Genomic DNA, 26,490 nt, shown 5'->3' with positions numbered 1-26,490 from the left:
TACGTCACTTCTTGAGCTGCGCCAGGAGCTCCTTCGCCGGGGCGAAGTCCCGCTCGTTGTCGAGCGCGCGCTCCAGCATCTGGATCGCCTTCTTGTCGTCGTTCTGACGGTGGCTGATCACGCCGAGGTAATAGAAGACCTCGCCCTTGCTGATCGGCGCGCCCTCGTCGAGCTTCTGGAGGAGCAGGGCGCGGAAGGTCTTCTGCGCGCGATCGATGTGCGCCGCCTTCGCCGCGTCGTCGCCCGACTCCGACAGATCGAGCGCCAGCACGCCGAGGTCGCGGAGGATGGCGATCGAGCCCGGGTCGATCTTGAAGGCGATGTCGAGCTCGGCGAGCGCCCGCTCCCGCTGCCCCTCGGCCAGGTAGGCCTTGGCGAGGCGGTGGTGGATCGCGGCGAGATCCTTCGAGCGGCGGCCGCCGTAGGACTCGACGATCTGCTGGAGCGCCTCGGCGGCCTTCTGGCCGCGGCCCGAGGCGCTGTACGCGTCGCACAGCGCGAGCAGGAGCTCGCGGTCGCCCGGCACGAGCTCGGTGGCCTTGACCAGGAGGTCCGCCGCGCGGCCGGGATCGTCCCGCTTCGCCAGGTGGATGCCGGCCGCCTTGCGGTAGAGCGCCACCTTCTCGGCCGGCTGCGCGGCCGCCTCGGCGTCGCCGGTGATGAGATCGGCGAGCTCGGTGAAGGCCTGCTGCTTCTCGTAGAGGGCGAGGAGCTGCTTCCTGATCTCCTGCGCCGACCCGTCCGCCGCGAGCCCCCGCTCGAGCACGCGCCGGACCGCGCCCTCGTCGCCGAGGGACCGGTGCAGATCCGCGAGCCGGAGCGCCGTGCCCACCGCCTCCGCGGCGCGGGCGTCCTCGAGGATCACCTCGAGCCGCTGCGCCGCCTCGGCCTTCTCCCCGCGCTGCTCGTGCAGGCGCGCCAGCGCGAGGAGCGCGCCGTGGTGGCGCGGCTCGCGCTCGAGGACCGCGCGGTAGGTCTCGATCGCCCGCGCCGTGTCGTTCAGCCGCGCCTCGTAGACCTCGCCGAGGCGAACGCTGTACGAGAGCTCCGCCGCGACGTCGCCGCGGTCCTTCGCGCGCTCGATCTGCGTGACGAACAGGTCCGACAGCTCCTGATCGCGGCCGGTCTTCTCGAGCAGCTGGGCGAGCAGGACCGTCGCCTTCTCGTTGTCGGGCTGCTCGTCGAGGACCGCGCGCAGGTGCTCGGTCGCCTCGCTCACCGCGTCGAGCCGCGAGAGGCAGATCTCCGCGCTCTCGAGGCGCAGCGCCGAGCGGGCCTCAGGCGACTCCGCCAGGTCGGTGAGCCGCTCGAGCAGCGCGAGCAGCTCCTTGTGCTTGCCGGCCTTCGCGTAGAGCTCGCGCAGCGCCGTCGCGGCGCGCGCGTCGCCCGGATCCGCCTCGAAGAGCGTCTCGTAGAGCTCGATCGCCGCGGCGTCGTCGCCGAGCCGCTCGCGCGCGACCGCCGCGGCGGCGTGCCGCGCGTCGCGGATGCGCTCGGCCTCCGCGTAGAGCTCGGACTGGCGCACGAGCAGCCGGAAGACCTCCTTGTGGTCGCCCGCCTCCTCCCGCACCTTCGTGAGCTCGGCGAGCGCCCAGGTGTCGCCCTCGTCCGCGGCGATCATCTCGCGCAGTATCGCCTCGACGAGCTCCCGGTCGCCCAGCGCGCGCTCCGCGAGCTCCTTCGCCTCGCGGCGAAGCTCGCCCGCGCTCCCTTCCATGCCGTCGAGGGCGGCGATCCGGCGCAGCGTGCCGATGAGGTCGCGCTCGCGCCCCGGCGCCCGCTGCAGCTCCTCGATCGACCGCAGGATGTGCTCGCTCGTGGGATCGTGCGTGAGCGCCGCCTCGTACGCCGCCTCGGCGGCCTTGGCGTCGCCCACCTTGTTCTTCTGCCACTCGGCGATGCGCATCCAGAGGTCGCGCGCCGTGTCGCCGTCGAGCTCGGTCCCGGCCCGCACCGCCCGCTCCAGGGCGGAGGCGGCGCTCGCCCAGCCGCCCGTCAGCGGGGCCAGGCGCTCGATCTCGCCGAGCACGTCCGGGTCCGACGGGTCGTCGGCGAGCGCCTTCTCGAGGGTCTCAAGCGCCGCCCTCGGGTCGTTCGAGCGCACCTCGAGCACCTTCGCCAGGTCGAGGCGCATGCGGATCCGCTCCGCGCCGCCCGGCGCGAAGCGGATGCGCTTCTCGTAGAGGCGCGCCAGCGCGGCGTTGTCGCCCCGCGTCCGGTAGACGCCCTCGAGCGCCTCGGCCGCCTCGTCGAAGAGCGCCGGGTCCTCGGTGAGCGCCTCGATCGCGCCGCTCGCCCGCTCGTGATCGACCGCGCGATCGAGCGCCTGCCGCAGGGTGTTCAGGCCCTGGGGCTTGTCGCCGAACGACCCGATCTGGATCACCGCGAGCCGGTAGAAGAGATCCGCCTGATCGCGATCGCCGGGCGTGACCGCGACGCGGCGCTCGAGCACGTCCGCGAGCGACCGCTCGTCGGCGAGGCGGCCGTAGAGCCGGTCCAGCGCCTCGAGGAGCTCCGGCGTGTCGCCGGCGTGCTCGACGGCCTTCGCGTAGGCCTGGGCGCTGCGCCGGTCGTCGCCGAGCTTCTCCTCGGCGATGCGGCCGATCCGCAGGAACAGGTCCTTCGCGATCGTCGCGTCGAACGTCGCCGCGGCCCGCTGCGCGAGCGCGTCGCAGTAGCGGCCGAAGCCGTCCGTGCGCTCCGCGAGCCGCTCGATCTCGCCGTGCAGCGACGCGTCGTCCGGCGCGTCCTCCAGCGCCCGGAGCAGCGCCTGCTCCGCCTCGAGCGGGCGCCCGAGCTGCACGTCCTGCACGAGGGCGATCGCCCGGAGGGTCGCGGCCCGGTCGGTCGGCTCGGTCTGCGCGCGCAGGCGCAGCTCGAGCGCGGCCGCGAGCTCCTCGTGGCGGCCGGCCGCGCGGAGGACGGGCTCGAGCACCTCGGCGGCGTCGAGCCGCAGCTCCTCCCGGCCCTCGCCGATGGCGCGGACCGCCTGGATCGCGTGGTCGTTCACCGCGTCCTCGTCGAGGACGAGCCGGTACTGCTCGATCGCGTCGCTCGGGCTCTCCAGCTCCCCCGCGTAGAGGTCGCCGATCGCCGTCCGCAGCTTGATGCGCGCGTCCCTGTCCGCGGCCGCGCTCGCCTGGAGCATCAGGTTCGACAGGAGCTCGTCCCACATCCGCTCGGCCCGGTAGAGCCGCTCCAGCGAGGACAGCACCGCCGGATCGCCCTGCTTCGCCTCGAGCGCCGCGTTGAGCGCCGCGATCGCGTCGCGCGGGCTCGAGAGATCTCGCTCGTAGCGCTCGGCGGCGCGCACGTTGAGGTCGTAGCGCAGCTCCTCCTCGTCGGGGCCCGCGAGCTCGACGCGCCGGCCGTAGAGCTCGACGAGGCGGCTCGCGGCGCCGCGCGGCTCGTGCAGCTCGATGAGGGCGTCGATCGTCATCGCGCTCTCGGGATCGAGCTCGAGCGCCCGCTCGTACGCCTGGATGGCGCCCTCCGTGTCCTCGAGCATCTCGAGCTTGGTCTCGGCGATGCGCCGGCAGATCGAGGCGTTCTCCTCGTCCGACGCCATCTCGCTCTTCTTCTCGAGGACGGAGATGAGCGTGTCCCAGTCGCTGAGCAGCACGGCCAGGGTGTCCATCTGCTCGAGCGGCTCGGGATCGCTCGGGTCGAGCGCGGACAGCCGCGCGTAGGCGCGGAGCGCCCGGCGCGGGTCGTCGATGCGCGTGTCGTAGACCCTGGCCAGCGACGAGAGCAGCTCGCGCTTCGTGAGCTCGTCCGACGTGGTGGTCACCCCCGCCTCGAGGCTGTCCGCGAGCTCCTCCCAGGCGCCGAGCTGCTCGGCGAGCCGCTCGAGCTCGCCGCGCGTCTCGCCGTCGTCCGGATCGAGGCCGAACGCCGTCCGGGTCGCGTCGAAGGCGCGCAGCTCGTCGTTGCCGCGCGTCTCCCAGAGCTTCGCCGTCTCCCGGAGCACCGCGACCTTCTCGCGCGCGTCCGAGGCGAGGCCGAACCGCTCGTCGTTCAGCCGGACGAGCTGCCGCCAGTCGTCCGCCCCCTCGTAGAGCGGGCCGAGGATCTCGACGACCCGCGCCTTGTGCTGCGGGTCCTGGATGAGCGCCTCGAGCGCCCGGATCGCCTCGGCGTGCGAGGGCACCTCGCCGACGATCGCCTCGAGCTGATCGATCGCGCCCGAGGTGTCCTCGAGCCGCGTGCGCAGCAGCGCAGCGAGCGCGAGCCGGTAGGGCGCCGCCCGCTCGCCGTTCGGGGCCGCCTCGGCCCGGCGCAGGTAGAGGTCGGCGAGGTCGCGCGGCCGGTCGAGCTCGCGGTAGAGCTCCGTCAGCGCGTCGAGCGCCCGGGCGTCGTTCTCGTCGACGTCGAGCGCCGCGCGGTACGTCTCGATCGCGAGCGCGGGCTCGCGGAGCTCCGTCCGCTCCAGGCGCGCGATCGTGTGGAGGGCGTCGAGCCGGTCCTCGTCCTTCCGGTAGTCGAGCGCCGCGCGGTAGAGCTGGATGCGCTCCGCGTGGCGCCCTTCCTTGACGAGCAGCCCGTCGATCGCGTCGAACAGCTCGCGCGAGTCCGGCTCGAACTCGTGCGCGCGCCGGTACCACCGCAGCGCGTCGGCCACGTCGCCGAGCTGGGCGTAGAGCTCGCCGGTGCGCCGGCTGAGCTTCGCGCTCGACGCGTCGTCCGAGGTGAGCTCCCCGAGCTCCGCCGCGTAGATCTCCGCGAGCCGCCGCTCCGCGCTCGCCACCTTCGCGAGCCGCTCGAGCTCCGCCCAGACCCCCTCGTCGGTGAGGTCCTCGTGGAGGAGCTTCGCCACCGTCTCGAGCGCCGCGCGGTAATCCTCGAGCTGCTCCTCGTGCAGCGTCGCGAGCCGCTGCAGCAGATCGCGGCGCTCGACCGGGTCCTGGCTCGCGGCGAGGCGCGCGTCGAGCGCGATCTTCACCCGGTTCCAGTCCGCCCGGCGCAGGTACACCGGCTCGAGCATCTCCCCGGCGCGCGCCCGGTGCTCCGCCTCGGCCGAGCCCTCGAGGATCGCCTCGAGCAGCGAGACCGCGCCCTCGTGCGCCGGATCGATGAGCAGCGCCTCGGAGAGCTCGTCGAACGCGCGCTGCAGGTCCTCGGTGTGCCGGTGCGCGACGAGCGCGATCTTGACGTGCAGCTCGGCGAGGTCGCCGGCGCGCACGTCGAGCTGCCGCTCGTAGAGCCGGATGAGGTCCTGGAAGCGCCCCGCCTCGCGGTAGAGGCCGTCCAGCGCCGCGATGGCGTCCGGGTGGAGCGCGATGTCGAGGATCGTCTCGTAGGTCGCGATCGCGCCGGCCTGGTCCCCGAGCGGGCCCCGCTCGAGCTCGGCGATCCGGAAGAGCAGCCCCGTCTTCTCCTCGTCGGTCTCGGCGTGCTCGACCCGGAGCTTCAGGATCTCGAGCAGCCGCCCGGCGTCGCGCGCCTCCCCGTAGAGCTCCTCCAGCGCGATCATCGCCCGCCGGTCGTCCCCGCGGGCCTCGAGCGCCTTCTTGTACTGCTCGACCGCGAGCTCGCGGTCGTTGAGCTTGTGCCGCGCGAGCTCGCCGACCCGCAGCCGCACGCTCTGCTGCACGTCGCCGTCGAGGATGTCCGGCGCGATGCGCTGGAACAGCTCGCACACCTCGGACCAGCGCCCGGTGGCCTCGCCGAGCCGCTCGACCGTGGCGATCCAGGTCGTCACCTCGGGCTCACCCGCCGCCTCCCGCACCCCGCGGAGCGCGTAGCCGAACGCCCGCGACGTGTCGCCGAGCGGGCCCTCCGCGGTGCGGAGCGACTTCTGCAGGGTGGCGAGCCGCTCGCTCGGGAGATCCGAGGTCTCGACCTTGATCTCCAGGACCCGGAGCAGGCGCTCGGCGTCGCCGTCCGCCTCGTAGAGCGGCTCGAGCGTCTCGGCCGCGTCGCGCCGCGCGTCCTCCCGCTCGAGCATCGCCTCGAGCGCCGCGCGGCAGCGCGCGTTCGACGGGTCGAGCGAGAGCGCCTGGCGGTACGCCTCGAGCGCCCCCGTCGCGTCGGCCTGGTGCAGACGCCGCACGTCGCCGAGCCGCGCCAGCAGATCGAGCCGGGCGGGCGTCTCCACCGCGAGGGACAGGTCCACCTCCAGCGTCTCGGCGAGGTCGACCCAGCGCTCGTCGAGCTCGTAGAGCTCCTCGAGGGCCGCGAGCGTCGGGCGCTCCGGGCCGAACTCGTCGAGCACCGCGCGCCACGCGTTGATCGCCTCGGGCACGTCGGCGAGCTTCTGCGCGAGCGTCTCGGCCGCCTTGGTCATCGCGCGCCGCCGCTCCTCCGGCTCCGTCGTCGACTGCTCCCGCGCCCGGAGCACGGAGACGAGCTCCCGCCACTGCGACGTCCGCTCGTAGAGCCGCTCGAGCGCCGCGAGCGCCGCCACGTCGGCGCCGTCGTCGCCGAGCCGCGCCTGCCAGGCCTCGATCGCCTTGGCCGGATCGTCGAGCACCGTCTCGTGCAGCGTCCCGATGCGCTCGTAGAGCGACCGCCGCGTCTCGACGTTCTCCTCGAGGCGCACCTCGATCGCGAGCACGCCCGCGAGCGCCTGGTGCTGCTCCTTCGCGGCGTAGATGCGTCCGAGCGCCTGCGCCGCCGGGATCACCAGCGTCGGATCGGTCGGATCGATGGCGAGCACGCGCCGGTAGACCTTCTCGGCCCGGTCGGCGTCGCCGAGGAGATCCTCGCAGATCCTCGCGACTTCCATCAGGATTTCGCCGCGGATGGTGGCCGTCCCGCACGCGTCCGCCGCCGCCGTGAGCACCTCCGCGACCTGCTCGTGCTCGCCGAGGCGCCGGCCGATCTCGATGAGCCGCTCGCGCGCCGCGAGGTCCTCCGGCTCGAGCGGCAGGAGCTCCGACAGGCTGGCGAACGCGCCCGCGTCGTCCCTGAGCCGCTCGTCCTGGAGCACGCTGACCCGGCGGAGCAGCTCGCGCCGCTCCGACTCGGTCTCGGCGCCCTGGCGCCGGATCTCGAGGACCCGCACGAGCTGCCGGATCTCGTCCCGCGCCTCGTACACCGCCTCGAGCACGCGCGCCGCGCGGAGCCGGAGCGCCCCGATGTCGAGCAGCCGCTCGACGAGCTCGCGCGCCTTCGGGTCGTTCTGGCGGATCCGCAGCACGTCCTCGAGGTGCCCGAGCGACCCATCGGGCTCGTGCAGCCGGTCGAGGTAGATGCTGCCGAGCGACAGCTTGATCTCGACGCTCTCGGCCTCGGTCGCCGTCTTCAGGCGCTGCTCGAGGAGCGCCGCGAGGTCGCGGAAGCGGCCCTCGCGCTCGTAGAGCTTCTCCAGCGAGTCGAGCGCCGCCGTGTAGAACGGATCGAGCTCGAGGATGCGCTCGTAGTAGCCGATCGCCTTGGCGGCATCGCCGATGATCTCCTCGGCGATGAGCGCCACCTCGTTGAGCAGCTCGATGCGCTCGCTCTGGTCCGTCGTGCCCTTCGCGGCGCGGTCGTAGAGCTCCTCGAGCTCGCCCCACCGCTCGGCCGCCGTCAGGATCTGCTTCAGCCGCTCGAACGCGCGGTGGTTGTTCGGATCGAGGCTCAGCACCCGCTCCAGGTAGGGCTTCGCGCCCTCCGGGTCGCCGAGCTGCTCGTCGTGGAGGCTCGCCGCGCGCTCGCAGAGCTCGACCTCCACGGAGCTGCCGAGCACCTTGTCGCCCTCGGTGCGCCCAGCGACGAGGTGCACGCGGTACGCCTCCGCGAGGTCGGTCGGGCGGCCGGCGCGCCGCGACAGCTCGGCGGCGCGATCCCAGAGCTCGATGTCGTCCGAGAACTCGTGCAGCGCCCGGAGGAGCGCGTCGAACGCCGTCCCGGCCGCGTGCAGCTTCGTCTCCTCGACGCTCGCGAGCGTGACGTAGAGCTCCCGCCGCCGCGCCGGATCCCGCTCCGACTCGAGGATGACCCGGAGCGCCATGGCCTCGCGCCGGTGGTTGCCCGTCTCGGCGTACTCGACGGCGAGCACCTTGGCCGCGCGCACGCGCGTCTCCGGGCGCTCGACGAGCCGCGAGAGGACGGCGATCGCGTCCGGGTCGTGCGCCGACAGATCGAGCGCGCGCACCGCCGCCTCGAACGCGTCCGCGGGCCGATCCAGCCGGTCCAGGTAGAGCGTCGCGAGCTCGATCTCGCGTCGCGCCCGCTCGTCGCCCTCGCTGACGTCGCGGTGCGTGGCCACGATCACGGACGCCGCCTCGTACTCGCCCGCGGCGTTCAGGAGGCGCGAGAGCACCCGCAGCGCGTTGATGCGCCCGGGCGTCAGCGCGATGACCTTGCGCAGGAGCTCGATCGCCTTCGCCGGGTCGCCGAAGACCTCCTCCTCGAGCGTCGCCCACTCCTCGAGGATCTCGGCGCGGTCCTCGCCCCCGACCTGGCTCGCCCTGAGCTCGAACAGCCACCGCAGATCGGCCTGCCGCTCGTTCGCGCGGAGGAGCGCGTCGAGCGCCCGCACCGTGTCGTCGTCGGACGGGTCGTCCTCGACGAGGCCGCGGTAGACGATCACCGCCTCGTCGAGCTTGCCCATCTCGCGCGCGTACACCTCGGCGAGCTTCAGCCGCAGCGTGCGCTGCACGTCGGTCTCGAGGTCCTCCGCCGTCCGGAGCCGGCCCTCGACCGCCTCGACGAACGGCCCCCACGAGCCCGCCGCCCGCGACCAGGCCTCGAGCAGATCGAGCCCCTCGTCGTCCGGCTTCTGCTCGTAGGCGCGGCGCGCGTAGCCGAGCGCGCCCGGCTTGTCCGAGAGCGGCCCGCCCGTCACCGCGGCGAGCTTGCGCAGCATGCCGACCTGCGCCTCGGCGTCGTCCGTCGCGTCGAGGAGGATCTCGTAGAGCGCCGGCAGCCGGGCCCACTTCTCCTCCTCCTCGTAGATCGGCACGAGCGCCGCCGCGGCGCGCGCGTCCTTCGGCGAGACGCTGAGCACGCGCTCGTACGAGCGCGCCGCGCGCTCGGGCGCCTTGAGCTGCTCCTCGAAGATCCGGGCCGCGCGGAAGGAGATGTCGAGCTTCGTGGCCGGATCGGTCGCCTTGTCCGCCGCGCCCGAGAGGAAGTCGACGAGCCCCTCCCAGTCGTTCTGCGAGGCGTAGAGCTCCTCGAGCCCGTCCCAGTCGCCCGCGGCGAAGTACGCGTCGCGCAGGACGCGGAGCGCGCGCGCGTGCCCCGGCGAGAGCGTGAGCACGCGCCGCCACGTCCGCGCGGCCTGGGCCGGATCCTTGAGGCGCTCGGCGTACACGGCCCCGAGCTTCTGCAGCGAGACGAGCCGCGCCGCGTCGTCGGGCGCGAGGTCGACGCGGCGCTCGAGCACCTCGGCGACCGTGGCGAAGTCCTTCTCGCGCTCGGCCTGCTTCTCGAGCGCGTCGAGCACCCCGGGGGCGCTCGGGTCGAGCTCGAGGATCCGCTTCTGCAGCGCGATCGCGTCCGCGCCGCGGTCGAGCCGCTCGGCGGCGAGCTTGGCCATCTCGCCGAGGAGCTCGATCTTCGCGGCGCCCTCGGCGCCCTCGAGCTTGCGCTCGTAGAGCGAGTAGAGCTGCGGCCAGGCGCGCCGCTTCAGGTACAGCTCGCGGAGCTTCTGCTGCGCCTCCTCGTCGATCGGCTCGACCGTGAGCAGCGCCTCGTACGCCGCGATGGCGTTCTGGACGTTGGAGAACTGGTCGAACCAGCGCCGCGCCACCGCGCGGTAGAGCCCCGCCTTCTCGGCGGGGCTCTCGGTCAGCTCGGCGAGGCGCTGCTGGTACGAGAGCAGGTCGCGCCAGCGCCCGAGCGACTCGTAGATGCGGGTCAGCTCCCGCACGGCGTCGACGTCCTTGTCGTCGAGCTGGACGATCTGGGTGAGGACCGTGACGAGGGCCGCGTCGTTCTTGGCGCGATCGCGGTAGATCGCGGCGATCTCGCGGAGCACGGCGACCCTGCCGGCGACGTCGTCGGCGGGCGTGCGCTCCAGGTCCTGCCGGTGGAGCTCGACGAGGGCGTTGTACCCCTCGGTCTGCAGGTAGAGGCGCTTCAGGGCGTCGCGCGCCTGGCGGTTCTCCGGGTCGGTCCGGAGCACGGACTTGTACTGCTCGATCGCCTTGGCGGCGTTCTCCTGCGACTCGGCGAGCCGCGCGAGCTCCGTGGCGATGGCGCGCTTCTCGGGGCCGTCGGGCACGGCGCGCTGCGCGTCCGTGAGGATCGTCGTGAGCCGCGGCTTGTCGCCGCGCTGATCGAGCACCTCGCGGTAGAAGTTGAGCATCCCGGCGTGCGCGGGGTCGGCGCGGCGCACGCGGTCGAAATAGGGCTCGGCCGCCTGGGGCTGGCCGCGCATGCGCCAGTGGACCATGGCGATCTGCACGAGCATGCCGAGCTCCTCGCCGGGCTTCACGCCGCCGCTGCGGAGCTGGTCCTCGTAGAGGGCGACGAGGCGATCCCAGTCGCCCGCGGCGGAGTAGGCCTCGGTCAGGAACGAGAGCGCCTCGGGCTGGCCGGGCGAGAGGTCGAGCAGCTCCTCGTACGCCGCGACGGTGCGGGTCGGATCGCTCAGGCGGGCCTTGACGGTGCGCGCCGCGCGGACGGCCGCCGCGATGCGGTCCTCCTTGAGCTGGGCCTCGCCCTTGACGAGCGACTGGACGCGGACGACGGCGTCCCAGTCCCCCGCGGAGGAGAAGGCGATCTCGGCGAGGTTGGCCGCGCGGAGGTTCTTCGGGTCGAGCATGAGGGCGAGCTCGATGAGCTCGGCCACCCTGGCGCCGAGCTCGGCGCGGCCGTAGCGGTAGCCGATGTCGGCCGCGCTCGTGTAGAGCGCGCTCTTGAAGGCGCCGTCGGTCGCGCCCTCGGCCTCGGCCACGTACCGGTCCACGAGGTCGCGCCACCGCTCGCGCTTCGAGGCGTCGGTCTCGAGCGCCTCGGCCGCGGCGTCGTCGTCGGGGCGCAGCTCGAGCAGCCGCTTGTACGCGGCCGCCGCGCGGTCGACGTCGATGAGCTCCTCGTGGTAGACGCGGGCGAGCTCGGCCTGCATCGCGGGCTCGACGGCGCTGCCTGCGGCGAGGGCGATCTCCAGCTCGAGGAGGCGGGCCACGGCCTGCCATTCCTTCCGCTGCTCGTGCCGCCCGCGCGCCGCGCCGAGCAGGCGCTCGACGTCCCCGGGGCCCGCGCCGTTGTTCGGAGCGGTCACGGCCTCCGCGAGCTCGTTCCAGGCTGCCTCGTTTTCGGGCTCATCCTGCAGACGCCCAAGGGCCATCCGAATCGTCTCAACGCTCATCGTATCTCCGCGGACCTCGCGAATTCGGTCCGGTCCGTTCACGGGCCGGGCGAAGATAGCCGGGCGGACGACACGGTTTCAAGGTTCCTCGCCCCCGCGGGCCTGGAAGGTCGGGCGGAGCTTTCGCGCGCTTCTGCTTCTGTGGCGCGTGGACGTCCGAGCGGGCGGGCCGTCGGGCCGCGGGCGAGGGCGGTTCACCGCGCTCTCGGCTTCGGCTATCAACCGCGGCCATGGAAGCTACGACGATCAAGCGCTTCGGGGTGATCGGCGCGGGCCAGATGGGGCGAGGCATCGCCCAGGTCGCCGCGGCCGCGGGCCTCGAGGTGGTCCTGTGCGACGTCTCGAGGGCGCTGGCGGAGTCGGGCAAGGCCCAGATCGCCGCCATTCTCGCGAAGCAGGTGGAGAAGGGCAAGCTGGCCGCGGAGGCGCGGGAGGCGCTCCTCGGCCGCGTCGCGGTGGCCGACGGGATGGCAGGCCTGGCCGGGGTCGACCTGGCCGTGGAGGCGGTGACCGAGAGCTTCGAGGTGAAGAGCGGGATCTTCAAGCTCGCCGACGCGGCGCTGCCGAAGGGCGCGATCCTGGCGTCGAACACGTCGTCGATCTCGATCACGCGGCTCGGGGCGGTGACCGGCCGGCCTGAGCTGGTCATCGGGATGCACTTCATGAACCCGGTGCCGCTGATGAAGCTTGTCGAGCTCGTCCGTGGGGTCCAGACGTCGGACGCGACGTACGAGGCCGTCCGGGCGCTCTCGGTGGGGCTCGGCAAGACGGTGATCACCTCGAAGGACCAGCCCGGGTTCATCGTGAACCGGATGCTGATCCCCTTCCTCAACGAGGCGTGCTTCGCGCTCCAGGAGGGGCTGTCCACGCCGGAGGACATCGACGCAGGGGCGCGGCTCGGGCTGAACCACCCGATGGGGCCGCTCGAGCTCGCGGACCTGATCGGGCTCGACACGGTGCTGTCGATCGCGGAGGTGCTGCACCGGGAGTTCGGGGACTCGAAGTACCGGGCGGCCACGTTGCTCCGGAACCTGGTGGCTGCGGGGTGGTACGGGAAGAAGAGCGGGCGGGGGTTCTACGTGTACGACGAGAAGGGGCAGAAGAGCGGACGGGCGGTGTAGAGGAGGCTGCCACGGAGCCAGGGAGGGAGGGGGCGCCGCGCGGGGGGCCGGCGGGGGCCCCTCCCACGAACTCGCGCCTTTTGGGGGGCCATGGCCGGCTGAGCGGCAGGGCCGATCCGGGAGGGCGTCGCACGGAGCAGGCCGGCGCTCGGGTTCGTGGGGCCCTACCCCGCCGGCCCCCCGCGCGGCACCCCCTCCCTCCCTGGCTCTCTCCAGGGGGATGATGACGGGGGAGCGACGACGGTAGCCGCGCGAGGCGAACACGGGTGTGCGGCTCGGAGGACGGGCGGTCTGCCCGACTGCCCACGATTGCACGCGGGCTCGCGGCAGGACCGTCATGTCGCGCACACCCGCACTCAAGCGGTGAGTTCGGATCGAGCGAAGGGCCGTGTCCCGGAACAGGCGCGCGACTCCTCCGGAAATCGCTCGCCTGGAAATCGCTCGCCTGGAAATCGCTCGCCTGGAAATCGCTCGCTTGGAAATCGCTCGCTCGTCGGCTCGGCAACGGCCTCGACACAGCGGGATCGGGAGGACACGGAATGACGCCTTCCCTGGCCCACGGCAGGCGCTTCCCCCCGGCGCGGGGCGCTGCTAACCACGCTCCATGACCGCTCAAGAACAGCAGCCGGGGGCCCCTGCTCGCGGTACGCTCCAGTTCGTCGCCGTCGAGCGCGCGGATCACGTCGCCACCGTGACCATCCAGCGGCCCGACAAACTCAACGCCCTGAACCCCGCCGTCCTCGGCGAGCTCACCGCGGCCTTCCGCGACCTCCTCGCGCCCGCCGAGGGCAACGAGGTCCGCGCGGCGGTGCTGACCGGCGCCGGCAAGGCGTTCGTCGCCGGCGCCGACATCGCGGAGATGGCGACCATGAACAGCATCGCCGCGAAGCGGTTCGCCGACGCAGGCCACCGGCTCGCCGAGCTCATCGAGACTGCCCCCTTCCCCGTGATCGCCGCCGTCAACGGCTTCGCGCTGGGCGGCGGCTGCGAGCTCGCCCTCGCCTGCGACTTCATCTACGCCGCCGAAGGCGCCAAACTCGGCCAGCCCGAGGTGAACCTGGGCGTCATCCCGGGGTTCGGCGGGACCCAGCGGCTGCTGCGACGGGTCGGGCCCGGACGCGCGCGCGAGCTCGTCTATTCAGGTGACATGATCACCGCCCAGCAGGCGCTGTCGATCGGGCTCGTCAACGCCGTCTTCCCGGCGACCGAGCTCCTCGCACGCGCCCGCGAGACCGCCCTCAAGATCGCCTCGCGCGGCCCGCTCGCCGTCGCCGCCGCCAAGCGCGTCCTCCTGCGCGGCGAGAGCCTCGACCTCGCCGCCGCCAACGAGCTGGAAGCCCAGGCATTCGCGGCGCTCTTCGGCAGCGAAGATCAACAGCTCGGAATGAAAGCGTTCCTGGCGAAATCGCAGGCCACGTTCACCGGAAAGTGACACCTCGGAAGACGCGAACCGCGCGCTCGAGGGCAAAAAAATACCGCGCATCACGCTGGAGGGGGGCCCAGAATGACCGCGGCAGGGAAACCGCGCCGGAGTCTTGAACGTCCGCCACGGTGCAGAAGAAAGACCGCATGCGCTCCGGGCTGGGGGGTCCGCGCCGGTGCGCATGCGGTAGTCAGATTGTGGCATCCGCAGGCGCATTGTCGATAACAAAGTGCAACGCGTGCACGCCGAGCGAGCAGAGCGCTCCGGGCGCGAAGGCAGCCAGGCGGGCGCGCGACCCACACACACCCGATCTGCGGGGATTCACGTTCGAGCCGGGCATACCCCTCCACCAGAGACAGCGCCCAGCGCAGCGTTCGTCTCGCATTCCGAGACGAGCGAACACGAAATCCCTCATCTCTTCAATAAGAGAGGCCACGAGGCAGCAGGCCGTACACCGGACACCTGCTCCCGAGTAAAGAGCCAGGACGAACAAAGCACACTGCGGAAGGAACGCGCCGGCTCCTGTATTCAAGCGCACGAGAGGCCCTCGTGCGGGCCCAGACCGAGACGGGGGCTGCGACCGCGCGGCGACAAAGTAAACAGGTTTTATCTAAGGTGGACATAATTCAAGACGTGTGCTCGACGACTCTTCGCGTGATGCGTCTGGGTCAATTTCTCGGCCTCGGGCCACCGCACGACAGGGCCTCGATCGCTCGTCGGCGCCCATGGCCGCTCGATGGGGGGGGCGCCGACGGGCGCGCGACGCGCCTCGGCAGCGATGGCCTCGTGCGCCTCGGCAGCGCCCCCGAGGGCGGGGTGTCCACCAGCGCAGGCATCACCGCCGAGCACCCTCCTCCACGATCGGGGCGCGACGTCCTTGACGCCGGGCACGAAACGGGATTACCGAGCACCGGCCTGACAATCCATTCCTCGGGTGCCCTCCGGGGCATAACAGGGAAGCCGGTGCAAAACCGGCGCGGTCCCGCCACCGTGAGTGGGGAGCTGCCTCCGAAGACCACTGGGCCCCATTGGAAGAGGCCTGGGAAGGTGGACGCAGCGCTGGGAGCTCGATCAGCTCCCTGAACCCATGAGCCGGGAGACCTACCCGAGCCTCCCACGAGGTGCAGCTTGCGCACGTCTTCGTGGCGTTCGGGTGCGGACTTCACCCGGAGCGCCGAAATCGGTCTTCACGGCCGCGCATTGTCGATCGCCGCCGTGTCCCTGGGGACGCTCCTCGCGCCCCGGCCCGCGGCCGCGATGCACCTCGCGGAAGGCGTCCTGCCGCTCGGCTGGTGCGCCTTCTGGAACGCGCTCGCCCTGCCCTTCGTCGCGATCGCCCTCCACCTGCTCCGGCGCCGCACCGAGCAGGACGCCTTCTACAAGCCGTTCGTCGGCCTCATCGCGGCCGCCGTCTTCGCGATCTCGTGCATGCCCGTGCCGGTGCCGACCGCCGGGACCTGCTCCCACCCGTGCGGCACAGGGCTCGCGGCGGTGCTCATCGGCCCCTGGATGACCGTCCTCGTCACCGTGGTGGCGCTCCTTATTCAGGCCCTCTTCCTCGCGCATGGCGGCCTCACCACGCTCGGCGCCGACGTCGCGTCGATGGGCATCGCGGGCGCCTTCACCGGATATTTCGCCTTCCATGTCGCGCGGCGCTGCGGCGCGAACCTCTGGGTCGCGGGCTTCCTCGCGGGCGTGACGTCGGACTGGGCAACCTACGCCACCACGGCGCTCGCGCTCGCGCTCGGGCTCTCGGGCGAGGGCTCGGTGACGTCCATGTTCACGGGCGTCGCCCTCGCCTTCGTCCCCACCCAGCTCCCGCTCGGCCTGCTCGAGGGCGTCATGACCGCGGGGGCGCTCGCCTTCCTGCGCGCCCGGCGGCCCGACATCCTGGACCGACTCCAGGTCGTCCGGCTCGCCCCGGGGGTGTCGTGACGCGGCGGCTCGGACAGCGCCCGCTGTCAGCGCCGCCCGCGCGGCGCGCGTGCGCGGCAGCGCTCCAGCTCGCCGGTTCATTCTGGCTCGCCGCCTGCGGCAACGCGTCCTGGGACGGCGTCGACGAGGCCGTGGTGCGCCGCGTCGCCGAGGACGCAGGGCGCCACGACACGGGGCCGCTGTTCGCGGGCCTCGAGGGCGACCTCCTGCTGTTCGCGTTCCTCTGGGCCGGGCTCCTCGCCGGCTTCGCCCTCGGCTATTTCTCGCGCGTGCTCTTCGTCGAGCGCGCGGGCGCGCCCGCGGGCAAGGCCGTCGGCGAAGGCCTCCGTGCGGACTGACCCGCCCGCGCGGCTCCGCGACGTGGACGCCCGGCTCCGCCTCGGGGCCGCCGTGGCGGCGTGCTGCGTCGCCGCGGGCGCGCGCTCGCCCGTCACGCCGGCCGCGCTGCTCCTCCTCGCGTGCGCGGCCCTCCGCCTCCAGGGCACGCCGGCGCGCGCCGTCCTCCGCGCCGCCGCGCCCGCCGCGTGGATCGGAGCGGTCGCGGCGGCGCTCGCGCTCGCGCTCACGCCGGGGGCGCCGCTCCTCCCCGGCGCGCCGTTCCCGGCCGACGCGATCACGGCCGAGGGGGCCCGCCGCGCCGTGGCCATCGGCGCGCGCGTCCTCGCGGCGGCCGCGGTGCTCCGGTGGCTCGCCGGCGCCGCCGCGCCCGCCGAGATCGAGGCGGCGCTCGCCGGGCTCGGCGTCCCCGCGGCCCTCGTCGAGCTGCTCGCGCTGACGCGGCGCTTCGCCGGCGTGCTCCAGCGCGCGGCCGACAGCGCGTGGAGCGCCGCCGCGCTCCGCGGTGGGTTCACGCGCCTCGGCGCTGCGGCGCGCTCGGCCGGCGCCGTCGCGGGCGTCGTGGCGCTCCGGACGCTGGAGCGCTCCGAGAGCGCCGCGCTCGCGATGCAGCTCCGCGGCTACCAGGGGAAGCTCCCCGTCGCCGACCGAAGGACGAGCGCGCCCGCCGCGAACGTCGCGTTCGCCGCCGCCGCCCTCGCGACCCTCGGGCTCAGCGTCGCCGCGGGAGAGGCCGGATGATCGCGCTGCGCGCCCCCCGGCTCGGCTACCGGCGCGGCGAGCCCGTGCTGCGCGACGTGCGCCTCGACGTCGCCGAGGGCGAGTCCGTCGCGGTGCTCGGCGGCAACGGCGCCGGCAAGACCGCGCTGCTCCGGACGCTCGTCGGGCTCCTCCCGGCGCCCGGCGGCGGCGTCGAGATCGCGGGCCGCCGCGTGGCCTCGCCCTCGGACGCCGTCGCCGCGGGCGCCGCGCTCGTGCTCCAGGACCCGGACGACCAGCTGCTCGGCGCGACGCTCCTCGACGACGTCCTGTTCGGCCCGCGAAACCTCGGCCTGCCCGCGCCCGAGGCGCGCCGCCGCGCCGAGGCGGCGCTCGCCGCCGTGCAGATCGCCCACCTCGCCGATCGGGCCATCGAGGCGCTGAGCTTCGGCGAGCGCAAGCGCGCGTGCATCGCCGGGATGCTGGCGATGCGGCCGCGGGTGCTGCTGCTCGACGAGCCGACCGCGGGGCTCGACCCGGAGGGCGAGCTCGCCCTGTGCCAGACGCTGCGCGCGCTCTCCGAGCAGCAGGGGACCACGCTGGTCACCGCGACACACGCGGTGGATCTCGTGCCGCTCTTCGCCTCGCGCGCGGTCTTGCTCGGCGACGGTCAGGTCCTCGCGGACGGGCCGCCGCGGGAGGTGTTCGCGCGGGGGGAGCTCCTCGCGCGGGCGCGGGTGCGGCGGCCGTGGGTCGCCGAGCTCTGGACCCGGATGAGCCCTGCGCCGCCGCGGGGCGGCGCGGGCCTCCCGCTCACCCTGGAGGAGGCGCTCGCGTGCATGACGACGGTCTCCTGCTGATCGGCCACGGCAGCCGCGACGCCGCGTCGAACGCCGAGTTCGAGGCGATCGTGGCCGATTACGCCGCGGCGCGGCCCGAGATCGCCGTGCAGCACGGCTACATCGAGCTCGCGACGCCGCACCTCGCCGACGCGCTCGCGGCGCTCGCGGCGCGGGCGTCGCGGGTGGCGGTCGTGCCGCTCTTCCTGTTCGCGGCGGGGCACGTGAAGAACGACATCCCCCTCGCTCTCGAGCGGGCGCGGGCCGCGCACCCGGGCGTGCGCTTCTCGGCGGCGCGGCCGCTCGGCGTGCACCCGGCGCTCGCGGAGATCGCGTTCGAGCGCGCCGCGACCGCGCTGCCGGCCGACCCGGCCGCGCGGGCCCGGTCGGCGCTCGTCGTCGTGGGGCGCGGGTCGAGCGACCCCGACGCGAACGGCGATTTCTGCAAGACGGCGCGCCTCATCGGCGAGGGCCGCGGGCTCCAGCTCGTCGAGCCGACCTTCATCGGCGTCACCCGGCCCTCGGTCGAGGAGACGCTGGAGCGGGTCGCGCGGCACCGGCCGGAGCGCGTCGTGGTGGTCCCCTACTTCCTCTTCGCCGGGCGGCTCATGACGAAGCTCGCCGAGCAGGTCGACCGCTTCTCGTCGACATACCCGTGGATCCGGGCGTCGCTCGCGCCGCACCTCGGCCGGTCGAGCGCGCTCGAGGGCCTGATCGACGAGCGCGCGCGCCAGGCGTTCGCCGGTGAGGCGCCGCTCCCCTGCGACACGTGCATGTACCGCACCGCGCTGCCGGGGCTCGCCCGGGAGGTCGGCGGGCTCAAGGCGATGCTCTACAGCGTGCGCCACACGCTCACGCACACGCAGGCGTCGAACCACCCGCACGCCCACCGCTCGCTGCGCAAGCACGTGCTCGTCTGCGGCAACGCCGATTGCGTGGACCGCGGCAGCCTGGCGCTGCTCGAGTCGGTGCGCAGGCTCGTGAAGCAGGCCGGCCAGCAGCAGCAGATCCGCGTGACGAGGACGTCGTGCATGGGGCGCTGCGGCGAGGGGCCGACGGTCGCCGTCTACCCCGACGGGGTCTGGTACCGCGGCGTCCGCGAGGAGGACGCGAAGGACCTCGTCGAGGAGCACCTGCTCGGCGACCGGCTGGTGGCCCGGCTCGTCGACGACATCATGCAATGAAGGATGGATAGGAGAGAACCGATATGGCCTGTCACGAGATCGCCGCGCTCCGCCTTGGGCTCATGAACATCCTCGGGATCGACGACCCGGGCGAGCGCGCGCACGAGCTCGCCGAGCTCGGCGCCGCGGCCGCCGAGCCCGGGCCGGTCTCGGCGATGCTGCGCGCCGGGGACCTGAAGAACCTCTCGCGCCTCTTCGAGGGGTCGCTCGTGGAGCTCCAGGAGAAGGTCGCGAAGACCGCCGCCGGCGACCCGAAGCTGCCTTACCTGCGCTCGCTCCTCATCCTCACGAAGCAGGTCGAGCTCGACCTGCGCGCCCAGGTCGACGGGCTCGGCCGGCTCTACCGGGAGCTCGAGGAGATGCACGACTTCGTGCACGAGATCTACCCGGCCGAGTGAAGCGCGGGCCGCTCACCGGAGCGGCCATGGGGCGCGTGATTGCGACCGCGCGGAGACAGGAGCGACGTCATGGCAACACAAGGCAACCCGAAGATCAGGATCGCCCACGCAACGCCGCTCGGCGACGCCGCCCGGCTGCTCCGGCTCGAGCGCGTCGACGGCGCGGAGGTCGGCTTCGCCGGCGGGCAGTACGTGATCATCAACACCGGCGTCACCCTGCCCGGCGGCAGGCTCGCGAAGCGCGCCTACTCGCTGCTCTCCAGCGACGCCGAGCAGCGCACGGTCGAGATCGCGGTGAAGCGCATCGGGGCCGGGCCGGGCTCGAACGTGCTCAACGACATCGCCGTCGGCGCCGAGCTCGAGTTCAGCGGACCCTGGGGCAAGCTGCGGCTCGCGCCTGGCTTCTCCGGCCGCGCGCTCGTGATCGCCACCGATACGGGCATCACCGCCGCCCTCGGGATCGCCCGGAGCGCGGCCGCCGCCGGCGCGGCGCAGCTCGACCTGCTCTGGCTCGTCGAGCCGGGCGAGACCTTCGCCTCCGAGCCGTTCGTCCGCGAGCGCCTCCCCGCCGCCGTCCGCCTCGCGGTCGCCCGCGACCTCCCCCCGATCGGCCACCCCGAGCGGCCGGCACGCGCGTGCGCCCTCGTGGAGCGAGAGCTCGCGGCAGGGCCCCACGACGCCGTGCTCTGCGCCGGCGACGGCGCGATCCTCTACCCGCTCCGCGACCGGCTCGCCTCGCTCGGCGCGCCCGAGGGCAGCGTGCTCCTGGAGAGCTTCTTCAACAACCCGATGAAGAAGTCCTCGTAATCGTTCAGGATCCCTGGATGGTAGAGGTCCGGCCGAGAGACCCGAAGGGGCAGCGCGAGGGGTTCACGACGGGCGCGTGCGCGGCCGCCGCGGCCAAGGCGGCGGCGCGCGTGCTCGCGCGCGGCGCGGCGGTCGACGCCATCGAGACCACCCTGCCGAACGGGCAGAAGGTCACCTTCCCGCTGAGGCGCTGCGATCGCGATGGGCCGCGCGCCACGTGCAGCGTCATCAAGGACGCCGGCGACGATCCCGACTGCACCCACGGCGCCGAGCTCGTCGCCGAGGTCGAGCTCCGCCTCGAGCCCGGCGTCGAGATCCGCGGCGGCGCGGGGGTCGCCGTGGTGACCAAGCCGGGGCTCGGGCTGCCCGTCGGCGCGCCGGCCGTGAACCCCGTGCCGCGCCGGAACATCACCGAGATGGTCCTCGAGGAGCTCGAGGGATCGGGCTTCGCCGGGGCCACGGTGACCCTCAGCGTCCCCCAGGGCGAGGAGATGGCGAAGCAGACCATCAACGCGCGGCTCGGGCTCATCGGCGGCATCTCCATCCTCGGGACGAGCGGGATCGTGAAGCCGTACTCGACCGCCGCGTTCCGCGCGAGCGTCGTGCAGGCGATCGACGTCGCCGCAGAGCGCGGCATCGCGGCGCTCGCGCTGACGACCGGCGGCAAATCCGAGGCGTACGCGATGAAGCTCTACCCGGAGCTCCCGGAGGAGGCGTTCATCCAGGTGGGCGACTTCATCGGCACCGGGGTCCGCCACGCCGCGCGGCGGCGGATCGCCCGCGCGATCATCGTCGGCATGATCGGCAAGCTCTCGAAGATGGCCGACGGCAAGATGATGACGCACGCCGCCGGCTCGGAGGTGAGCATGGAGCTGCTCGCGCAGATCGCCGAGGAGCTCGGCGCGCGGCCGGAGATCGCCGCCGAGATCCGGCAGGCGAACACCGCGCGGCACGTGCTCGAGCTGTGCCAGCGCGAGGGGCTCACCGGCGTGCCCGGGGGGATCTGCCGGCGCGTCGTCGAGCACACCTCGCGTCACGCGGGCGGCGCCCTCGAGGTGCACGCCTGCCTTGTCGATTTCAACGGGGCGCTGCTCGGCCGGTATCCGGCCGGCGACGCCGGTGCCATCGGTGCGGACAGAGCGGAGAAGGCGGAGGAGCCATGAGTGGTGATGAGGTGCGCGCGGTGAACGACATGCGGCAGATGACCGCGCTCGGGCGGCGCATCGAGGACAAGAGCTTCGCGATCATCGACGAGGAGGTCGGCGCGCACGGCTTCCCGGAGGCCGAGTGGCAGGTCGTCCGCCGCGTGATCCACGCGACAGCGGACTTCGAGTTCTCGTCGCTCATGCGGCTCCACCCCGAGGCGATCGCGCGGGGCATCGCGGCGCTCCGGGGCGGCGCGCCGGTCCTCGTCGACGTGAAGATGATCGGCGTCGGCCTGAACGAGCAGCGGCTCGCGTCGTACGGCTGCGCGATCCACTGCTTCATCTCGGACGACGACGTGATCCAGGCCGCCTCCGCGGCCGGCTCGACCCGCGCGATCGAGTCGATGCGCAAGGCGCACCGGCTCGGGCTGCTCGACGGGGCGATCGTGGCGATCGGCAACGCGCCGACGGCGCTGCTCGAGGTCGTGCGCCTCGCCCGGGAGGAGGGGGCGCGGCCGGCGCTCGTGATCGGCGTGCCGGTCGGCTTCGTGTCGGCGGCGGAGTCCAAGGAGGCTCTGCTCGAGTCCGGGCTCCCCTCCATCGTGGCGCGCGGCCGCAAGGGCGGCAGCCCCATCGCCGTCGCGATCGTCCACGCGCTGCTGCTCCTGTCGTCGGAATCGGCGGCATCGCCGGGATCGACAGGATCCGCGGGCTCCGCCGGCCCGGCCGAGCCGGCCAAGGTGGCGAGATGAGCGCGCGCCGCGCCGTCACCGTCGTCGGCATCGGCGACGACGGGTGCGCCAGCCTGTCGAGCCGCGCCGCGTCCGCGATCGCCCGCGCCGAGGTGCTCGTGGGGGGCGAGCGGCACCTCGAGTTCTTCCCGCAGTTCCGCGGCGAGAAGATCGCCCTCAAGGGCGGCCTGTCCGCGGCGCTCGACCGCGTGGACGCCCTGTCCGCCGAGCAGAACGTGTGCATCCTCGCCTCGGGCGACCCGCTGTTCTTCGGCGTCGGCGCGCTCGTCGTCCGGAAGCTCGGCGGCGAGCACGTCGAGATCATCCCGAGCCTGAGCTCGGTCCAGTGGGCGTTCGCGCGCACCGGGATCGCCTGGGACGACGCCGCGTTCGTCTCGGTCCACGGGCGCTCCCCCGAGGGGTTCGCGACGCGCCTCCGCCGGCTCTCGAAGGTCGCGGTGCTGACCGACGGAGAGAACAGCCCGGCCCGCCTCGCGGCGCGGCTCCTCGAGCACGGCGACGCCGGCTGGAAGGCGTGGGTCTGCGAGAGCCTCGCGGGCGCCGGCGAGCGCGTGCGCGCGTTCGACCTCGCCGCGCTCGCCGCCTGCGAGGACATCGGGCCGCTGAACGTGCTCCTGCTCCTGCGGAGCGATCCCGCGTGGCGCCCGCCGCCGGCCGTCCCCTACCTGCACGAGGACGCGTTCGCGAAGCGCATGCCGAAGAACGGCCTGATCACGAAGCGCGAGGTGCGCATGCTCTCGATCGCGTCGATGGCGATCCGCCCCGACGCGGTCGTCTGGGACGTCGGCGCCGGCTCGGGGTCGGTCTCGATCGAGGCGGCGATGCTCTGCCCCCTCGGGCGGGTCCATGCGATCGAGGTCGACCCGGAGGGCGTGGAGATCTGCCGCGACAACGTCCGCACGCACGGGGTCGACAACGTGCGCGTCGTCGCGGGCCGCGCGCCCGAGGCGCTCGCGGCGCTCGAGGACCCGGACGCGGTGTTCGTCGGAGGGAGCAAGGGGAGCATGGAGGAGATCGTCACGGTGGCGCTCGATCGGCTGCGCCCCGGCGGCCGGCTCGTGGTCAACGCCATCACGATGGAGAACGTCGCCGAGACGTACCGCGCGCTGCGGGCGCGGGGGCTCGACCCCGAGGTCACACTGCTCTCGGTCTCGCGCGGCGTCCCGCTCGCGCGCTACGTGCGGTACGAGGCGCTGAACCCGATCCACATCTTCGCCGCGACGAAGCCGGCGAAGGCGCAGGAAGCAGCGGAAGGAGCGGAAGCGGCGGAGGGCGCGGCGCCGGCCCGGCCAGCGCCCTCCGGTACGCCGCGGTCCACCTCGGAGGCGTCATGAGCGGCCTCGGCAAGCTCTACGGCGTGGGCGTCGGCCCCGGCGCGCCGGACCTGCTCACGCTGCGCGCCGTGCGCGTGCTGCAGGAGGCGGACGTGCTCGCGCTCCCCCGCAGCTCGGACTTCGGCGCCTCGATGGCCTACCGGATCCTCGAGCCCGTCGTCGGCAAGCAGCGGGACAAGGAGCGGCTGCTCCTCACCTTCCCCATGAGCAAGGATCCGGATCGCGTCCGCCCCTACGTGGAGGCGGCCGTCGAGAAGATCGGCGACCGGCTCTCGCGCGGCCTCACCGTCGCGTTCGCCACCGAGGGGGATCCGTCGCTCTTCAGCACCTTCGTCTATGTGCGCCGCGAGGCGCTCCGCCGCTTCCCCGGGCTCGAGGTCGAGGTCGTCCCCGGCGTCACCTCGGTCACGGCGGTCCCTGCCGTGAGCGGGCTCGCGCTCGCCGACGGGCAGGAGCGGATCGCCATCCTGCCCGCCACGTACGGCGTCGACGACCTGACCGACGTCCTCCAGCGCTTCGACACCGTGGTCCTCATGAAGATCGGCTCGGAGATGCCGAAGGTGACCGAGGCGCTCACGCGCGCTGGCCTCCTCGATCGGGCCGTGTTCGTGTCCAAGGCGACGATGCCCGAGCAGCGGATCGTCCGCGACCTCCGGGCCGCGCAGGGCGAGCGGGGCGACTGCTTCGCCATGGTCGTTGTCACGCGCGGGGAGCGGAGCGGGCTGCTCGTCGGGGAGGCCCCGGCCTCGCCGCCGGGCGGCTTCGACAAGGCTGTTACCGAACCGGAGGCCCCATGATCGCCGAGCGCAAGCCCTACGCCATCTACGCCATCACGCGGCACGGGATCTCCATCGCGCGCAAGCTCATCGAGGGGCTGCCGGGCGCGGATCTCTACGTGTCGCAGAAGCTGTTCGACGGGGCGCCGGCGGGGGCGAAGCCGCTCCCGCTGCCGATGGGGCCGCTCTTGAACGAGGCGTTCACGGCCTACGACTGCCACGTCTTCGTGATCAGCGTCGGGGCGGTCGTGCGCATGATCGCGCCGCTGCTCAAGAACAAGAAGGTCGATCCTGCGGTCGTGTGCGTCGACGACACGGCGCGCTTCTCGATCTGCGTGCTCTCCGGGCACGTCGGGCGGGGCAACGCGTTCACCGAGAAGGTGGCCGGGCTGCTCGGCGCGCAGCCGGTGGTGACCACGGCGTCCGACGCGCTCGGGACGCTGACGGTCGACATCCTCGGCCGGGACCTCGGGTGGACCCTTGACGATCCCGACCGCAACGTGACGCGCGGCTGCGCCGCCGTCGTGAACGCCGCGCCGGTGCTGTTCGTCCAGGAGACCGGCGAGCCCTCGTTCTGGCCCGAGGCGACGCCGCTGCCGCCGGGCGTGCGTTACGCGACGTCGCTCGACGGCGTGGACCCCGGCGCGTGGGAGATCCTGCTCGTCGCGAGCGACCGCGATCTCTCCCGCTCGCACCCCGAGATCGTCGAGCGCGCCGTCGTCTACCGGCCGAAGAGCCTGGTCCTGGGCATCGGCTGCGATCGCGGCGCGCCGCTCGACATGGTGGAGCGCGGCGTCGACCGGCTGCTCGAGGAGCACGGGCTATCGGCGAGATCGGTGAAGGCGCTGGCGACGATCGACAAGAAGGCCGACGAGGAAGCGCTGCTCGCGCTGTCGGCGCGGCGGGGGTGGCCGCTCGTCACGTTCACGCCCGAGGAGCTCGACGCGACCGAGGGCATCGAGAACCCGTCGGAGACGGTGAAGAAGCACGTCGGCGCCCGGGGCGTCGCCGAGCCGGCCGCGCTGCGGGCGGCGGGGGCCGCGAGGCTGCTCGTGCCGAAGCGGGCGTACACCGAGGAGGGCGTGGGGCGGTCCATGACGCTCGCGGTGGCGCGCGTCCCCTTCTCGAAGCGCAACGTGGAGGAGAGCCATGGGTGACAGCAAAGGAGTCCTGTCGATCGTCGGGATCGGCCCCGGCGCCGAGGAGCACGCGTCCCGCGCCGCCCTCGAGGCGATCGCGGCCTCGGACCTCATCGTCGGGTACACGACGTACATCCGGCTGGTGAAGCACCTGATCGAGGGCAAGGAGGTGATCAAGACCGGCATGACCGAGGAGATCGGCCGGGCGCGCGCCGCGGTGGAGCGGGCGCGGGACGGGGCGCGCGTGGCGATCATCTCGTCGGGCGACGCGGGCGTTTACGGCATGGCCGGGCTCGTCTTCCAGGTGCTGGAGGAGATCGGCTGGAAGCGGGGCGAGTCGCCGGAGCTCCGCCTCGTGCCCGGGATGACGGCGCTCAACGCGTGCGCGTCGCTCGTCGGCGCGCCGCTCGGCCACGACTTCTGCGCCATCTCCCTCTCCGACCTCCTGACCCCGTGGCCCGTGATCGAACGGCGGCTCGAGGCCGCGGCCGGGGCCGACTTCGTCATCGGCCTTTACAATCCGGCGAGCGGGCGGCGCACGCGCCAGATCGTGCGGGCGCAGCAGATCATCCGCCAGCACCGCGCGGGCACGACGCCGGTCGCGCTGGTGAAGAGCGCTTACCGCAAGCTGGAGAGCGCCGTGCTCACCGATCTCGACCATTTCCTCGAGTACGAGATCGGGATGCTGACGACGGTGCTCGTCGGGTCGACCAACACCTTCATGTTCGAGGGGTACATGGTCACCCCGCGCGGGTATACCAACAAGTACACATGGGATGGAGCCGCGCTCCCCGGCCAGACGCCGGGGCGCTCGCTCGTGCTCTCCGAGGAGAGCGGCACCGCGGAGGAGGTCTAGATGGCACGCGTAGGGAGGCTGGGCGGCGCGATCCTCGCCGAGACCCAGGGGGCGTATTACCTCGTCGGCAACACCAAGGCGCCGTGCGACTTCCGCGCGGCGGGGTTCGAGCCGCCGGACGAGGTCGACCTCGTGAAGGGGGCCTATGTCCGGCTCAAGCCGCTTCGCGACGCGAGCGAGATCGAGGTGGCGCCGCCGGTGCTGCTGCTCGACGTCGAGGGCGAGGAGCTCGCGAAGAAGCTCGTCCACCGCTTCGTGATCGACCGGAATGGCTCGGTGAGCGAGCGGCTGTGGCGGCTCGTCTACAGCCACGACGACCCGCTCGACGACGCCGAGGCGCCGGTCGAGCGGGACGCGCGTTGGCTGGGCGACATCCCCGAGCCCATCTGGCAGCTCGTGCGCGACAACGTCCTGCGCTGCCTCTGATCTCGGCTCCTGGCCCGGCAAAAGCGAGGCCAGCCCGCTCGTCGCTGCGGTGTCGCGGCCGGGCTACCCGCAAGG

15 protein-coding genes, 1 pseudogene and 1 riboswitch are annotated in these 26,490 nt (G+C 73.2%); of the genes and pseudogenes, 15 read left to right on the top strand and 1 reads right to left on the bottom strand.

From position 1 onward, the window contains the following. Positions 1-4 precede the first annotated feature (4 nt). Positions 5-11,224 (bottom strand): tetratricopeptide repeat protein, encoded by an 11,220-nt coding sequence (locus tag WME82_RS01280; RefSeq protein WP_438041336.1) that lies wholly within the window; start codon positions 11,222-11,224, stop codon positions 5-7. A gap of 251 nt (positions 11,225-11,475) precedes the next feature. Here WME82_RS01280 and WME82_RS01275 point away from each other — a divergent pair, with 251 nt between their 5' ends. From WME82_RS01275 to cobJ, 15 genes and pseudogenes are all read left to right on the top strand, one after another. After that, positions 11,476-12,366: a 3-hydroxyacyl-CoA dehydrogenase family protein gene (locus tag WME82_RS01275; RefSeq protein WP_437743751.1), complete on the top strand. Its 891-nt coding sequence runs from the start codon at positions 11,476-11,478 to the stop codon at positions 12,364-12,366. Positions 12,367-12,970: 604 nt separating this feature from the next. Then, positions 12,971-13,798, top strand: a complete 828-nt coding sequence (locus tag WME82_RS01270; RefSeq protein ID WP_438041335.1) for an enoyl-CoA hydratase/isomerase family protein — start codon at positions 12,971-12,973, stop codon at positions 13,796-13,798. 906 nt (positions 13,799-14,704) lie between these two features. After that, a riboswitch (cobalamin riboswitch) is annotated at positions 14,705-14,912 on the top strand. Positions 14,913-15,010: 98 nt separating this feature from the next. Beyond that, on the top strand, positions 15,011-15,724 hold the full coding sequence (locus WME82_RS01265; protein ID WP_437748147.1) for an energy-coupling factor ABC transporter permease: 714 nt from the start codon (positions 15,011-15,013) through the stop codon (positions 15,722-15,724). After that, entirely contained in the window at positions 15,721-16,062 is a 342-nt protein-coding gene (locus tag WME82_RS01260; RefSeq protein ID WP_438041334.1) for a hypothetical protein, read from the top strand. The genes WME82_RS01265 and WME82_RS01260 overlap by 4 nt, the downstream gene beginning before the upstream one ends. Further along, positions 16,052-16,801, top strand: coding sequence for a CbiQ family ECF transporter T component (locus WME82_RS01255; protein ID WP_438041333.1), 750 nt, complete (start codon positions 16,052-16,054; stop codon positions 16,799-16,801). The genes WME82_RS01260 and WME82_RS01255 overlap by 11 nt, the downstream gene beginning before the upstream one ends. Further along, positions 16,798-17,619: an energy-coupling factor ABC transporter ATP-binding protein gene (locus WME82_RS01250; RefSeq protein WP_438041332.1), complete on the top strand. Its 822-nt coding sequence runs from the start codon at positions 16,798-16,800 to the stop codon at positions 17,617-17,619. Before WME82_RS01255 ends, WME82_RS01250 begins: the two co-directional genes overlap by 4 nt. Beyond that, positions 17,595-18,782, top strand: coding sequence for a CbiX/SirB N-terminal domain-containing protein (locus tag WME82_RS01245; protein ID WP_438041331.1), 1,188 nt, complete (start codon positions 17,595-17,597; stop codon positions 18,780-18,782). The genes WME82_RS01250 and WME82_RS01245 overlap by 25 nt, the downstream gene beginning before the upstream one ends. Positions 18,783-18,805: 23 nt before the next feature. Next, the gene (locus WME82_RS01240) at positions 18,806-19,180 is read left to right on the top strand and encodes a DUF3209 family protein (protein WP_438041330.1); all 375 of its coding nucleotides are present in this window, start codon (positions 18,806-18,808) and stop codon (positions 19,178-19,180) included. 69 nt (positions 19,181-19,249) lie between these two features. Continuing rightward, complete coding sequence (locus WME82_RS01235; RefSeq protein ID WP_438041329.1) at positions 19,250-19,987, top strand: FAD-dependent oxidoreductase; 738 nt, start codon at positions 19,250-19,252, stop codon at positions 19,985-19,987. Positions 19,988-20,004: 17 nt separating this feature from the next. Continuing rightward, positions 20,005-21,150 (top strand): cobalt-precorrin-5B (C(1))-methyltransferase, encoded by a 1,146-nt coding sequence (locus tag WME82_RS01230; protein WP_437914509.1) that lies wholly within the window; start codon positions 20,005-20,007, stop codon positions 21,148-21,150. Then, complete coding sequence (locus WME82_RS01225; RefSeq protein ID WP_438041328.1) at positions 21,147-21,884, top strand: precorrin-8X methylmutase; 738 nt, start codon at positions 21,147-21,149, stop codon at positions 21,882-21,884. The genes WME82_RS01230 and WME82_RS01225 overlap by 4 nt, the downstream gene beginning before the upstream one ends. Beyond that, positions 21,881-23,218: a precorrin-6y C5,15-methyltransferase (decarboxylating) subunit CbiE gene (gene cbiE / locus WME82_RS01220; protein ID WP_438041327.1), complete on the top strand. Its 1,338-nt coding sequence runs from the start codon at positions 21,881-21,883 to the stop codon at positions 23,216-23,218. Before WME82_RS01225 ends, cbiE begins: the two co-directional genes overlap by 4 nt. Beyond that, a complete protein-coding gene (gene cobI / locus WME82_RS01215) occupies positions 23,215-24,015 on the top strand; it encodes a precorrin-2 C(20)-methyltransferase (protein ID WP_438041326.1) in 801 nt (266 codons plus the stop codon). The genes cbiE and cobI overlap by 4 nt, the downstream gene beginning before the upstream one ends. Next, a complete protein-coding gene (locus WME82_RS01210) occupies positions 24,012-25,151 on the top strand; it encodes a cobalt-precorrin 5A hydrolase (RefSeq protein ID WP_438041325.1) in 1,140 nt (379 codons plus the stop codon). Before cobI ends, WME82_RS01210 begins: the two co-directional genes overlap by 4 nt. Beyond that, a pseudogene (cobJ, locus tag WME82_RS01205) lies at positions 25,144-26,415 on the top strand (precorrin-3B C(17)-methyltransferase). Before WME82_RS01210 ends, cobJ begins: the two are co-directional and overlap by 8 nt. Positions 26,416-26,490: the final 75 nt, after the last annotated feature.

This window comes from Sorangium sp. So ce128 (genome assembly GCF_051525245.1).
Lineage (GTDB): Bacteria > Myxococcota_A > Polyangia > Polyangiales > Polyangiaceae > Sorangium > Sorangium cellulosum_B.
This window is presented reverse-complemented; position numbering and strand designations above follow the sequence as displayed.